The sequence below is a fragment of the Dyella solisilvae genome (genome assembly GCF_003351225.1).
Lineage (GTDB): Bacteria > Pseudomonadota > Gammaproteobacteria > Xanthomonadales > Rhodanobacteraceae > Dyella > Dyella solisilvae.
Map to the genome: position 1 here is coordinate 265,553 of NZ_QQSY01000002.1, position 13,414 is coordinate 278,966.

12 protein-coding genes are annotated in these 13,414 nt (G+C 66.0%); 7 read left to right on the top strand and 5 right to left on the bottom strand.

What is annotated here, in order from left to right; translation table 11 throughout:
• The first annotated feature begins 210 nt into the window (after positions 1-210).
• The 3 genes from DVT68_RS08540 to DVT68_RS08550 all read left to right on the top strand — a co-directional run bounded on the left by DVT68_RS08540 (position 211) and on the right by DVT68_RS08550 (position 1,965).
• Positions 211-555, top strand: a complete 345-nt coding sequence (locus tag DVT68_RS08540) for a glycine zipper 2TM domain-containing protein (protein ID WP_114825306.1) — start codon at positions 211-213, stop codon at positions 553-555.
• Between the two features lie 33 nt (positions 556-588).
• Positions 589-1,005, top strand: coding sequence for a universal stress protein (locus tag DVT68_RS08545; RefSeq protein ID WP_114824659.1), 417 nt, complete (start codon positions 589-591; stop codon positions 1,003-1,005).
• 138 nt (positions 1,006-1,143) lie between these two features.
• Positions 1,144-1,965 (top strand): ferritin-like domain-containing protein, encoded by an 822-nt coding sequence (locus DVT68_RS08550; protein WP_114824660.1) that lies wholly within the window; start codon positions 1,144-1,146, stop codon positions 1,963-1,965.
• Positions 1,966-2,038: 73 nt separating this feature from the next.
• Here the strand turns inward: DVT68_RS08550 and DVT68_RS08555 are convergent, their stop codons facing one another.
• From DVT68_RS08555 to DVT68_RS08565, 3 genes are all read right to left on the bottom strand, one after another.
• A complete protein-coding gene (locus tag DVT68_RS08555) occupies positions 2,039-2,485 on the bottom strand; it encodes a DUF6491 family protein (protein WP_114824661.1) in 447 nt (148 codons plus the stop codon).
• Between the two features lie 68 nt (positions 2,486-2,553).
• Entirely contained in the window at positions 2,554-3,285 is a 732-nt protein-coding gene (locus DVT68_RS08560; protein WP_114824662.1) for an outer membrane protein assembly factor BamD, read from the bottom strand.
• An 87-nt stretch (positions 3,286-3,372) separates the two neighbouring features.
• Positions 3,373-4,245: a LytTR family DNA-binding domain-containing protein gene (locus tag DVT68_RS08565; RefSeq protein ID WP_114824663.1), complete on the bottom strand. Its 873-nt coding sequence runs from the start codon at positions 4,243-4,245 to the stop codon at positions 3,373-3,375.
• Positions 4,246-4,396: 151 nt separating this feature from the next.
• Here DVT68_RS08565 and DVT68_RS08570 point away from each other — a divergent pair, with 151 nt between their 5' ends.
• Positions 4,397-5,599, top strand: a complete 1,203-nt coding sequence (locus DVT68_RS08570) for an acyltransferase family protein (RefSeq protein ID WP_114824664.1) — start codon at positions 4,397-4,399, stop codon at positions 5,597-5,599.
• Between the two features lie 22 nt (positions 5,600-5,621).
• Here DVT68_RS08570 and DVT68_RS08575 read toward each other — a convergent pair whose 3' ends face one another.
• Positions 5,622-5,924, bottom strand: coding sequence for a DUF3247 family protein (locus tag DVT68_RS08575; RefSeq protein ID WP_114824665.1), 303 nt, complete (start codon positions 5,922-5,924; stop codon positions 5,622-5,624).
• Positions 5,925-6,073: 149 nt separating this feature from the next.
• Between DVT68_RS08575 and DVT68_RS08580 the strand changes: the two genes are divergently transcribed.
• The 3 genes from DVT68_RS08580 (at position 6,074) to DVT68_RS08590 (ending at position 9,184) form a co-directional block, all read left to right on the top strand.
• Entirely contained in the window at positions 6,074-7,345 is a 1,272-nt protein-coding gene (locus tag DVT68_RS08580; RefSeq protein WP_114824666.1) for an MFS transporter, read from the top strand.
• Positions 7,346-7,570: 225 nt separating this feature from the next.
• Positions 7,571-8,773, top strand: a complete 1,203-nt coding sequence (ubiM, locus tag DVT68_RS08585) for a 5-demethoxyubiquinol-8 5-hydroxylase UbiM (RefSeq protein WP_114825307.1) — start codon at positions 7,571-7,573, stop codon at positions 8,771-8,773.
• 75 nt (positions 8,774-8,848) lie between these two features.
• Positions 8,849-9,184 carry a hypothetical protein gene (locus tag DVT68_RS08590; protein ID WP_114824667.1) on the top strand — a complete coding sequence of 112 codons (336 nt, stop codon included), beginning with the start codon at positions 8,849-8,851 and terminating at the stop codon, positions 9,182-9,184.
• Between the two features lie 322 nt (positions 9,185-9,506).
• Here DVT68_RS08590 and aceE read toward each other — a convergent pair whose 3' ends face one another.
• A complete protein-coding gene (aceE, locus tag DVT68_RS08595; RefSeq protein WP_114824668.1) occupies positions 9,507-12,200 on the bottom strand; it encodes a pyruvate dehydrogenase (acetyl-transferring), homodimeric type in 2,694 nt (897 codons plus the stop codon).
• Between the last annotated feature and the right edge of the window lie 1,214 nt (positions 12,201-13,414).

A 13,414-nucleotide genomic window follows, 5' to 3' on the forward strand; every position in this document is an offset into this window, starting at 1 on the left:
ACGGTGATTGGGATCATCGGACGCCAGCTGCCATGGCCGACAGCCATCCTGGCCAACAGCGTCCCCAGTCTTCCTGAATGCTTCCGCATGGATGTCCGGCGCCATTCATCGTCGGCAAGCGACGTGAACGTGATGTGCAAGGCGCCGCTTGATGCTTCAGTAACAAGCCCACGCGCACACTGGATCCATCAGACCGGCGAGGGCACGATCATGAAACGCGAGGCCTGTCTCTTCTGTATCGCGGTGCTGACCGCGGCCGGCAGCGCCCCCCTGCTGGCCCAGTCGTCCGGCTCAGACACTACGCCCAAGACCCGCACCGTCTGCGAGGATGTGACCGTGCAGGACACCCCCAAGGACACCCACCAGATTGCCGGCATGGCGATCGGCGGCGTTGCCGGCGGCCTGCTCGGCAACCAGATTGGCGGCGGCAAGGGTAAAACCATCGCCACGGTAGCCGGCGCGGCGGGCGGCGCGTACGCTGGCAAGAAGGTCCAGGAGAACCAGCAGGCGAAGAGCACCCATGTCGAGCGACGCTGCCATCAGGTCACCGACTGAGCCATGGCGGCGGCAGGTGGAACGGGGGAAGGCATGTTGAAATATTCACTGGTCGGTTACGACGGCTCGGCCACCTCGCAGCGCGCGGTGCGCTTCGCGGTCGACATGGCGCGCGCCTGCGGCGGACGTGTGCGGGTCGTGTCGGTGCTGCAGATCACCGAGGGCAGCGCCGATCCCTGCCCGTTGATGATGACCGACCCCGGCCCCAAGCGCTGCACCCGCCTGCTGGAGGAGGTGCGCGAACTGGTGCCCGACGCCAATCAGCTGATCGATGCCGAAGTGGTGCGCGGCAGTCCCGGCGACGTGTTGCTGGACCAGGTCAATCGCCATGGCATCGACCACATCGTGATCGGCCATACCGAACGCGGCGCGCTGGCGCGGTGGCTGCTCGGCTCGGTTTCCGGGGAGGTGCTGCAGCGTGCCCACGTGCCGGTCACCGTGGTGCGTTGAACGTCCTGAGAGACCCCAGGTCGGCCCTCGTTAATCCGTAGGCCCGATCACGTCGTATCCTGTTGTCACATTGTCGTCATGTCAGGCTGCCGCCGCGCCCCACGGGAAAGCAGCCGAGGCCCGCACAGGAATGCTTGCGTGAACTACGCCGAATCGTTGCCCTGGACTTTGGAGAGCCTGGATTTCAGCCGGATCGAAATCCAGCGCGTGCGCCAGAACGAGGACCTGTTCTTCCTGCTGTGCAGCGCCTCGTTCGTGGAAAGCGGCTCGGACCTCTACACGCACAACCTGGTCGACCACTTCGCCGGCGACGAGGAACTGCAGACCTGGCTGAGCCAGCATTGGGAGCACGAGGAACTGCAACATGGCCGCGCCCTCGCCGCCTACGTGAAGACCGTGTGGCCGGAGTTCAACTGGGATCGGGGCTTCGCCTCGTTCTGGAACGAGTACGGCGCCATGTGCACCAACGAGCAGCTCGAAACCAGCCGTGGACTGGAGCTGGCCGCGCGTTGCGTGGTGGAGACCGGCACCGCCTGCCTATATCGCGCGCTCAACGACATCACCGATGAGCCGGTGCTCAAGCAGCTCACTGGCCACATCAAGAGCGACGAGGTGCGTCACTTCAAGCACTTCTACCAGCACTACCGGCTGTATCGCGAGCGCGAAGGCTTTGGCCGCTACAAGGTATTCCGCGTGATCCTGCGTCGCGTCAACGAGGTCAAGAGCGAGGACGGTGACGTCGCGCTGCGCCACGTATTCAACCAGTGCTATCCGCAGCACAAGGACAACGTGGCGGAGTTTCGCCGCATCACCGGGCGCGCCCAGGCGCTGCTGCGCCGGAACATCCCGGCCGAGATGACGGTGAAGATGCTGCTCAAGCCGCTGGACCTTCCGTCCCGCCTGCAGGACGCACTGCAGAAGCCCTTGGCCAAGATCGCCGAGAAACTGTTCCTGCACTGAGCCCGCGCCATCGTCGCAAACAAAAACGCCCCGGTTCACACCGGGGCGTTTGCATTCGTGCGCGGCGGGCCAGTTACTTGGCCGGACGCGGCACGCTCTCCAGGTCGCGCGGCTTGCCCACCTGCGGCGAATTCAGCTTGGCCAGATCCACCGGACGGATCTGCTTGATGAAGCACGGCGGGTCGGGTGGACCTGTCAAGACGCGGTCGAAGTTCACCAGCACTTCGCTGGCGCTGGAAGTCAGCGCGATGTGGTTGGTGAAGCGCAGGTTGCGGCACTTGCCGTCCAGGTCCACCAGCCACGCCTCGTTGGAGCGCGTATAGATGGCCAACTGGTCGTCGGCGAGCGGCTCCCACGACCACAGGCTGAAGTAATGGATACGGTCGACCGGGGCGCCAGCGGCGGCCACATACGCTTGCTGGCGCGCTTCGAGGCGCGCGGTGTAATCCTTGCCGACCCGGGTGCACCCGGCGAGCGCGGCGGCCACCGCGACCATGGCGAGGAAGTGTCTGACTGCCATTGTGCTGATCTCCTTGGAGCCTACCGTCCAAACGCGCGAAAAGCCTGCCCGTGGACGCTGGCGCGTGCTTATTTCTTCTTGGCCTGCTTGGACACCGGTTGCCACTTGGAAGCGTCGAAGCCGCCGACCTCGTACACCAGCGTGACCTTCTTCTCGCCGTCCTGCATGGTCACGTCCATGGTGATCTTCTTGGCCTTTTCCAACTGGGCGATGAAACCCTTGTCGTCCTTGAACAGCAGGGCCGGCTCGCCGGTGCTCGGTGCGAAAGCGCTGATGCTGCCCGGCTTGCCATCGAAGGTGGCCTTGATCGAACACACGCCCTTGCACACGAAACCATGGGCGCCACCGGTGTTGTAGAGGAAGACGTTCTGTCCCCAGTCGGTGTGGCGGCGCAGGATCAGGTTCACCCGGTTATCGGAAGACGACTGGCTGTTGGTGATGGCGGCGGTGGATTGCGTGCCGCCCTGCATCGGCGACACCTGGTACAGCCACAGGTTCGCCAGGCGGTTCTTCTCGCTGTTTTCCTTGTAGCGCTGCTCGATGCCCGGAAGGCTCTGCTGCACTTCCTTCGCAGCATCGCTGTTCGGATAGCGGCTGACGATCTCCTTGCCCATGGTCACCGCCATCTCGTCATTGCCGATGCGCACGAGCTGGCGGTAGGTGTCGAGCTTCTGCGCCGAATCATCCGCAGGCGCCTGGGCCTGCTGCGGCGCCTGCGTCTGGTCGCCCGACTGCGAGCAGCCGGCAAGCACCAGCAAGGCGCCGAGGGTGGTGGCGAGGCGTGGGCGCGACAGATTCATGGGCGGCGGATCCAGTGACGGGAAGGAGTTAAGAGTGGAACGGCAGCGCATGTGAACGCAACTGCTGCGCGGCCCCGCAGGAGCGCATCAGGCCCCGACCGGCGCATCGCCGAAGCGTTCGCGCAACTGGGTCCGGTAGCGGCGGCTGCACGGGGCGCTGGCGCCATCGCGCATGGTCAGTCGCGCGTCGCCGGTATCCAACGGCTCGATCTCGGCCAGATAGTCGAGATTCACCAGATAACTGCGGTGCACCCGCACGAAGCGCGCCGGGTCCAGCCGCTCCTCGATGCCGGCCATGGTCGCGCGCAGCGGATAGTCGCGGCCGCGCACGTGCAGATTGACATAGTTGCCCGAGGCCTGCAGCCACTCGATCTCGCGCGCGGCGATGAGGAATTCCTTGCCCAGCTTGCGCACGAGGAAGCGCTCGGGCCGATCCACCGGCTCGACCGGCAGGCCTTCGTCGGGTTCGGCAAGCAGGCGGGCTTCGCCTTGCCAGCGCAGCAGCCACAGGCGGTAGAGGGCGATGATGGCGAGGATGCCGAAGTAGCTGCGCACGTCTTTCAGGTATTCGTAGCCGAAATGCACCCACCAGGCGCCGAAGTCGTATTGGCTGCCGGCGATGGCGTAGGCGAACTGGCGCAGCGCGATCATCCCGCCCACGTGCACCAGGCTGAAGGGCACGGTGGCGGCCAGGTGGAGGGGCAGCGTGCGGCGCCAGTTGTCCAGGCGGATCGGCCAGCGGCCTCCCAGCCAGACCAACGCCGGGATCAGCGCCAGCATCATCAGCGCGCTGCTCCACTCCCAGCACCACGGCTCCCAGGCCGAAGTCAGGGGATGATCCACCCGCGCGTCAAGGCTGTTGAACGATGCGTTGCAAACGTACAGGACAATCCAGAAGCCGATTTCAAACGACCGGCGCCAACGCTGGAAGCCTTCGGGCGTGAGGGCGTGGTGCTTCATGTCGGGCCGAGGTTGGGAGGGCCTGCAAGGCTAGCGCGATTCGTCCCCGGAGTCCCTCCGCCCGTCACCCGCTGGGCGCCGTTCGTCACTGAGCCCAGGCCAGAGGCGGCGCAGCGCGCCAGAGTGCGGTCATCACCACCGGAACGCCGCCATGAACCGACGCCACGATATCGACGCCCTGCGCGTGCTCGCCTTCGGCCTGCTGATCCTCTACCACGCCGGCATGCTCTATGTGGCCCCGGTGGACGACTGGGGGTACAACCTCAAAAGCGGCTATCTCGCCGAATGGCTGCAGTATCCCATGCTGTTTCTCAATCGCTGGCGCATGGAGTTGCTGTTCCTGATCTCCGGCCTGGCGGTGCATTTCCTGCGCGGACGGTTGAAGCTGCCGGCCCTGGCCTGGAAGCGCACGGTACGCCTGCTGCTGCCGCTGGCATTCGGCATGCTGGTGGTCATTCCGATACAGCCTTATACGCAGGCCGTGACCGAGCACGCTGTGGCGTCGGGTTTCCTGGCTTTCCTGCCCCACTACTGGACACACGGCTACCGCGACTATGGGCTGACCTGGAGCCACCTGTGGTACCTGCCCTATGTGTGGCTGTACACGATGGTGCTGCTGATGGCGGTGCCGGCGCTGGAGTCGGGCGTCGGCCAACGGCTGCGGGCCGGCCTCCAGCGCCTGCACGGCGCGGCGCTCGTGCTGGCCCCCGCGTTGCCGCTGCTGCTTGCCGGCACACTGCGCCACCACCACCCCGAAACGCACGCCCTGGTAGGTGACTGGTACGCACATGCGCTGTACTTCACGATGTTCCTCTACGGCTACCTGTTGGGCGTCAGCCATGGTCTGTGGGCCGAACTGGCCCGCCTGCGCCGTGCTTCGCTGGGCATGGCGCTGGCCTGCTTCGCGCTGTACCTGTTCCTCGACAAGTTCGCCAGCGCGCTGCTCCATCGTCCACTCACGCATGCCACCGTGGTCGCCGCGGGCTGGCTGATCGAGGCCTTGCGCTACACGTATGGCTGGACCGCCATCGCCGCCATCCTCGGCTTTGCCCACGTTTACCTCAATCGACCGTTCCGCTGGTTGCCGTACGCTCGCGAGGCGGTCTTTCCCTGGTATGTGCTGCACCAGAGCGTGATGCTGGCGGTCGCTTTCTGGCTGATCCCGCGGAAGCTCGGCCCCGTGCTGGAGCCTGCGCTGGTGCTGGCGGGCACCGTGGCCGGCTGCGCGCTGCTGCATGAATGCGTGATACGCCGCGTGCGTTGGCTGCGACCGCTGTTCGGCATCGATGCCGTGCCTCGCGCACGGATCGCGGCGACCTCGCCCGCACTGACCGGCCAGGCTCAGGAGGCGTGATACCCGTGGGCAGCGGGTCGGTTCAGTACTCGCTGCCCATGGCGGAATCCAGGTGCTCCACGCGATGGATGTCGCCCAGCCAGAGATAACAGTTCCAGTCTGGCGCATCAGGTCGCTCCAACCGCACCACGCCGTTGACGCCCTCGTTCTCGTCGCCGTCGCGGAACACCTGCACGATGGGTCGCTCGCACACGATGCCGTCGTAGCTGCTGCCGTCGTTCAATTGCACCACCACGTGCCCGTTGGCCGGCAATTCCTCCACCAGCGCCTCGAGTTGCCGGATCTGCGCGCGTTCGGTGTAAACCTGTTCAGCCCGCCGCCCCATGATTGACCTCGCCTGATGGTTGTCCGGGGTCGACGCTAGGCCGCCCCGCGGGAAGATCCGGTCAAGTGCAAGGTAGATGGACGTAAAAAGCCGCGCTTTGCCGCCGCGCTTCAGCTGCCGATAATGCGACGGCCCACCAAGGATCCCCCATGCCCTCTCCCAACGTCCGCGCTCCGGCGGATCGGCTGCGCTCCCATCCGGCCTTCGTGCAGTTCTGGTTCGCGCGCATCTGCTCGGGCTTCGGATTCCAGATGCTGTCGGTGGCGGTGGGCTGGCAGGTCTATGCGATCACCGGGCGCGCTTTGGACCTGGGCCTGATCGGCCTGGTGCAATTCATTCCTTCCGTGTTGTTGGCGCTGCCGGCCGGCCACGTGGCGGACCAGTTCGAACGGCGCCGCATCGTGTTGCTCGGACAGATCGTGGACATGCTGGCGATCGCCGTGCTCGCCGCGATCAGCTTCGCCCATCTCGCCCACGAAGCGACCATCCTCGCGCTGGTGTTTGTGATCGGCGTGGCCAAAGCTTTCGAATTCCCCGCCATGCAATCCATGCTGCCGGCACTGGTGCCCACGTCCGTGCTGCCACGCGCGATGGCGGCCGGCGCGTCGGCGGGACAGGCGGCGATGATCATGGGCCCCGCGGTGGGCGGCTTTCTCTATGTGGCCGGCCCGGGCACGGTCTACACGGTGTGCGCCCTGTTGTACCTGGTGGCCGCGCTGCTGATGGGTCACCTGCGCTATGAACAGGCGCAACCGAAGCGCGAACCGGCCACGCTGAAGACGCTGTTCGCCGGCGTGCATTTCATCCGCGCGCGTCCGGATGTGCTGGGCGTGATTTCGCTGGACCTGTTCGCCGTGCTGCTGGGCGGCGCCACCGCGCTGCTGCCAATCTTCGCCAAGGACATCCTGCATACCGGTCCCTGGGGCCTGGGCCTGTTGCGCGCGGCGCCCGCCGTGGGCGCGCTGCTGATGTCGGTGTGGCTGGCGCGACACACCATGGAGCGGCGCGTGGGGCCGATCATGTTCGCTTCCGTTGCGGCCTTCGGCGTGGCGACGCTGGTGTTCGCCGTGTCCACGACATTGTGGCTGTCGCTCGCCGCGCTGTTCGCGCTCGGCGCGTTCGACATGGTGAGCATGGTGATCCGTGGCGCGCTGGTGCAGTTGGATACGCCCGACGACATGCGCGGGCGCGTCAGCGCGGTGAATGCGATCTTCATCAATACGTCGAACCAGCTCGGCGAATTCGAGTCCGGCCTGGTGGCCGCCTGGGTCGGCGCGGTGAACGCGACGCTGATCGGCGGCATCGGCACGCTGGTGGTGGTGGCGCTATGGATGGCCATGTTCCCCACCCTGCGGCGACGCCAGCGCCTGCACGGCGAACCGGTCGCGCCCGCGGAACCGGCCGGCGCTGCGTCGCAGTAACCGGCGCGCCGTCGCCGGAACACTTGCCACGGAGATGTGCAGCCTGTTCGGCTGGCCGATGGTCCGGCTGCGCCGTCCGCTGCCGCCACTGGAGTTTGGCGTGGCGACGCATTGACCGCAGCCCGCGACTGCTGGGCACGGCTTTTTGACGTCCATCAAGGTTGCGCGGCTGGCGCTGGCTAGCATGTCCGGGGTTCCCTCCCCTGCATGGACGGCTTTCCCCGCATGAACGTCGATATCGTAGTGGTCGGCGCAGGCCCCGCCGGCCTGTGCTTCGCCAAGGCCCTGGCCGATACGGGGCTCAGCATCGTGGTCGTCGAGCAGCAGCCGCTTGCGTCGCTGCGTGAGCCAGCCTTCGACGGACGCGAGATCGCGCTGACCCAGCGCTCGACGCGCATCCTGCGCGAGTTGGGCTTGTGGGAGCGGCTCGGGCCCGCCGATATGTCGCCACTGCGCAGCGCGCGCGTGCTCAATGGTCGCTCGCAGCGCGGGCTCAGCGTGGTCCCCACCGGTAGCGGCGACACCGAACTGGGCTTCCTGGTGCCGAACGATCGCATCCGCCGCGCAGCCTTCGCCGGCGTGGAGCACGAACCCCACATCACCCTCGCGGCCGACACCGTGGTCAAGGGCATCTCGTTCGAGAACGACTTGCCGCGACTGCAGCTTTCCAACGGCGCGAGCGTGAGCGCGCGCCTGGTCATCGCCGCGGACAGCCGCTTCTCGCAATTGCGCCGGGACGCCGGCATCGCGGCGGACATGCACGACTTCGGCAAGAGCATGCTGGTGTGCCGCATGGCGTTGGAGCAGCCGCACGGCGACGAGGCGCTGGAATGGTTCGACCACGGTCAGACGCTCGCCCTGCTGCCGCTGCGCGACGGCCAGGCCTCGGTGGTGCTCACCCTGCCGGGCCAAACCATGAAAACGGTCATGGCGATGGACGAGGACAGCTTCAATCGCGAGATGCGCCGTCGCTTCGACGGCCGCTTCGGCCAGATGAGCCTGACCAGTACGCGCCATGTCTACCCGCTGGTGGCGGTCTACGCGCACCGGTTCGTCGGACCGCGCTTCGCGCTGATCGGCGATGCGGCGGTGGGCATGCACCCAGTCACGGCGCACGGCTTCAACCTGGGCCTGCAGAGTGTGGAGACGCTCGCCAGGGAGGTCCGCCAGGCCCTGTCGGCCGGCCAGGACATCGCTTCGCCGGCGCTGCTGCAGCGCTACCAGCGCCAACATCGACTGGCCACGCGACCGCTTTACCTGGCCACGCTCGCCATCGTGAAGCTGTACACCGACGATCGCCTGCCGGCCAGACTGGTCCGCACTGCGCTGCTGCAGGCCAGCCAGGCGGCGCCACCCTTCCGGCTGACCCTCGCCCGCATGCTCTCTGGCGGACGTGGCCGCAGCGCGTTACCTGCCACGTCCACATGAACCCGGGGCATCAAGGTTTACGCACCGCTCACGCCGCCGCTGGCACCGTGCAGCTTCATACTGCAGGAGGACGCCATGGGCAGGCCTTACGACATCGAGAACAGCGTCAACGGCGTCCGCGAACGGGTGAGCGACCGGGTACGCCACTATGCAGGCGAAGCCGCCGACCGCGCGGATGATCTGATCGAGCGTGGGCGGGATATGCGCCGCCGGTTCGGACGCAGCCGCAGCGCCTACGCGCGCCGGCTCGGCCACGCCGCCGAGGATTTCGCCGACGAGGCCAACTACCAGTACCGCCGGCTGCGCCGCCACGTCTCGCGCCACCCGGTGGCCACCACGGCGATCATCGCCGGCACGGTAGGCGCGTTCTTCCTGCTAAGGCACCTGCTGAACGGCCGGGACGAGGATTGAAGCGAGTTCTCGGGAGATGCGAAAACCCGCCGGAAGGCGGGTTTTCTTTTGGTATGTACGCCTTGACCGAAGCTGGTCTCTTTAGGCTCGTCATCCCAGCGAAAGCTGGGATCCAGCGTCTTTTGTTCTTGTCAGCGATCCATCAAATCTGCTTCGCTGGGCGCGAAGAGCACAGGCACTGGATCCCAGCGTTCGCTGGGATGACGGCATGAGTGACTGAGGCAAGAAGTCCGTTTCGCACAGCGTGCGCTCCTACAGTCGCTCCTCGCGCTCAAAAAAACGCCGCGGAAACCGCGGCGTTTTCTTTCCTGCTTCGACCGTCTTAGACCGTCAGCGGATTCGGCTTTTCCGGATCCAGCTTGTAGGTCTTGATCGCACGCGCCACGTCCTTGGCGTTGACCTTGCCTTCCTTCGCCAGCGCGGACAGCGCGGAGAGGGCGATCCAGTAGCGATCCACTTCGAAGAAGCCACGCAGGTGCTCGCGCGTGTCCGAACGACCGAAGCCGTCGGTGCCCAGCACGGTGTAGCGCATGCCGTCCGGCATGAAGGCGCGGATCTGATCGGCGAACTCGCGCACATAGTCGGTCGCGGCCACCGCCGGGCCCTGGCGGCCCTGCAGCAGTCCGGTGACGTACGGCACGCGCTGCTCGGCTTCCGGATGCAGGCGGTTCCAGCGCTCGGCGTCGAAGCCGTCGCGGCGAAGCTCGGTGAAGCTCGGGCAGGACCAGATGTCGGAGGTGACGCCGAAATCCTTCTCCAGCAGCTCGGCGGCGGCGATCACTTCGCGCAGGATGGTGCCCGAACCCAGCAGCTGCACGCGCGGCTCGCCCTTCTTCGGCTTGCCGGCGTCCTTGAACAGGTACATGCCCTTGATGATGCCTTCCTCGGTGCCCTGCGGCAGGTCCGGATGGCTGTAGTTCTCGTTCATCACGGTGATGTAGTAGTACACATCCTCCTGCTCCTGCAGCATGCGGCGGGTGCCGTCCTGCATGATCACCGCGATCTCGTAGGAGAACGTCGGGTCGTACGACTTCACGTTCGGAATCGAACCGGACATCAGGTGCGAATGGCCGTCCTCGTGCTGCAGGCCTTCGCCGTTCAGCGTGGTGCGGCCGGCGGTGCCGCCGATCAGGAAGCCGCGCGCGCGCATGTCGCCGGCGGCCCAGGCCAGGTCGCCGATGCGCTGGAAGCCGAACATCGAGTAGTAGATGAAGAACGGCAGCATCGGCTGGTTGCTGATGCTGTAGCTGCTGGCCGCGGCCATCCAGGCGGCCATGCCGCCGGCCTCGGAGATGCCTTCCTGCAGCACCTGGCCCTTCTGGTCTTCGCGGTAGTACAGCAGCTGGTCGGCGTCCTGCGGACGGTACTTCTGGCCGAACGGCGCGTAGATGCCGATCTGGCGGAACATGCCTTCCATGCCGAAGGTGCGGGCTTCGTCAGCCACGATCGGCACGATGCGCTCGCCGATCTGCTTGTCGCGCAGCAAGAGGTTCATGCCGCGCACCAGCGCCATGGTGGTGGAGATTTCGCGCTCGCCGGTGCCGTTGGTGATCTGCGTGAAGGCCGACAGCTCCGGCGCCTTCAGCTTGATGTCGGTCTGGCGGCGACGCTGCGGCAAGAAACCGCCCAGCGCGCGGCGACGCTCCATCATGTACTCCACTTCCGGCGAGTCCTTGCCCGGGTGGTAGTACGGCACGTCGGCCAGCTTGTCGTCGGTCACCGGGATATTGAAGCGGTCGCGGAAGTGGCGCACGGAATCCGCGTCCAGCTTCTTCTGCTGGTGCGTCGGGTTCTGCGATTCGCCGGCCGAGCCCATGCCGTAGCCCTTCACCGTCTTGGCCAGGATCACCGTGGGCATGCCCTTGGTGTTCACTGCCTGGTGGTAGGCCGCATAGACCTTGTGCGGGTCATGGCCACCGCGGTTCAGGCGCCAGATGTCGTCGTCGGACAGGTTGGCGACCATCTCGCGCGTCTCCGGATACTTGCCGAAGAAATGCTCGCGCGTGTACGCGCCGCCGAAGGCCTTGCATGCCTGGTACTCGCCGTCGACGGTTTCCATCATCAGCTTGCGCAGCACGCCCTTGGTGTCGCGGGCAAGGAGCGGATCCCAGTAGCTGCCCCAGACCACCTTGATGGCGTTCCAGCCGGCGCCGCGGAACACGCCTTCCAGTTCCTGGATGATCTTGCCGTTGCCGCGCACCGGACCGTCCAGGCGCTGCAGGTTGGCGTTGATCACGAACACCAGGTTGTCCAGGCCTTCGCGGCCGGCCAGCGAGATCGCGCCCAGCGACTCGGGTTCGTCGGTCTCGCCGTCGCCCATGAAGCACCAGATCTTGCGATCTGTCTTCGGCATCAGGCCACGGTTCTCGAGGTACTTCCAGAATTGCGCCTGGTAGATCGCCTGGATCGGGCCCAGGCCCATCGACACCGTCGGCACCTGCCAGTAGTCCGGCATCAGCCACGGGTGCGGGTAGGACGACAGGCCGCGGCCGTGACCGGCCACTTCCATGCGGAACAGATCGAGCTGTTCCTCGGCGATGCGGCCTTCCAGGAAGGAGCGCGCGTAGATGCCCGGGCTGGAGTGACCCTGGTGGAACACCAGGTCGCCCGGATGATCGGCGCTCGGCGCGCGCCAGAAATGATTGAAGCCCACGTCATACAGCGTGGCCGAGGACGCGAAGCTGGCGATGTGGCCGCCCAGCTCGCCCGGCTTGCGGTTCGCGCGAACCACCATGGCCATCGCGTTCCAGCGGATCAGCGTGCGGATGCGCCATTCCATCGCCGCGTCGCCGCTCATCTTGGCTTCGTTGGCGGGCGCGATGGTGTTGACGTATTCGGTGGTCGGGTTGAACGGCAGGTAGCCGCCGGCACGGCGGGTCGAATCGACCATCTTTTCCAACAGGTAATGCGCGCGCTCGGTGCCGTCGTGATTAATGACAGCATTAAGCGATTCGACCCATTCCTGGGTTTCGGTGGGGTCGAGGTCCTGGTGGAGGATGTCGTCGAGCTGATCCATGGGGAGCTTCTCTCCGCGGCGCCTGGGGGTTGGCGCGGCTGTAGGTGGACGCCTCCGGCGTGGGAGACGGGAAACCGTCCGAGTGTAGCTCCGGCGCGGTTTTTCGCCAATTGGATCGTGGCAATACGGAGGCGCATGGGGTGGAAGAGGCTGATTTTGGCGACAATCGGCGAAGTGGTATGCAGGGGCTTTTTTGGGTGGATGGGGCTTTGGGGCGCGCTTAGTTCAGAGCGAGCCTCCCTTCTTCGCCTTTGGCCGGCCATTGCGGCGGGGCCCTTTGGCGTGACATCCCCGATCCTGCGTGGTCGTTCCTGTGCGAACAGGACAGAGCGCGAGGCGCGTGCGATGCCGAGGGGAAGCTATCCGTCTTCGCGTGCCTCCGCTCGACGTCATCCGAGCGAAGGCTGGACGGAGCGCGAAGCGCGCAGATCATCTGGGGAGGCTGCCCATCTCCGTGTGCGCTCCCTCGACGTCATCCCAGCGAAGGCTGGGATCCAGTGGCTTGGTTCTTCGTTTTTGATTTGACGTGACTGCCAGCCGGCTCGCCTGCGGCGGGCTTCCGCCCTCCTACCGGAGGCCGGGTCACTTCTCTTTGCTTGCCCAAAGAGAAGTAACCAAGAGAAACGGCACCCCACTCGGCGCTGGCCGGGCCTTCGGCCCACCCAGTCCGTGAGGGGCGGCCGGGCTTTTCGACCGGGCTCCTGCCCGGACGAAAAGGGATCGACATCCCTGTCGATCCCCCTGCGGGCCTCATCGTCCACCCCTCACCGCCTCACAGGGGTTCGGGTGCAGGCTCGTGCCGCTGCGCGGCACATCGCATCGCAAAACTCGCGTAGCTCTTTGTGGCGGCGTACCCAGTGCACGCTGGCAGAAGTCGTCGCTCGATCCGGCCCGCTTACAGAGTGCACTGATACAGGGATGGCGCCGCTCTTGGCTCTTGGCTCTTGGCTCTTGGCTCTTGGCTCTTGGCTCTTGGCTCTTGGCTCTTGGCTCTTGGCTCTTGGCTTTTGACCTCCCCTCCCCTATGGCGCGAGCGGGCGGGAGGTGGAATAGCCCGAAGGGTGGCCGGCATGGATGCCGGCCAGTGGATCGTCAGGGCAGGACGCCCTGTCGATCCACCCCGCCTCCTGACCGCGCCCCCGCAGGGGCGCGCCATCGGGGTGGCCTTTCTCTTGGTTACTTCTCTTTGGCCACGCAAAGAGAAGTAACCCGCT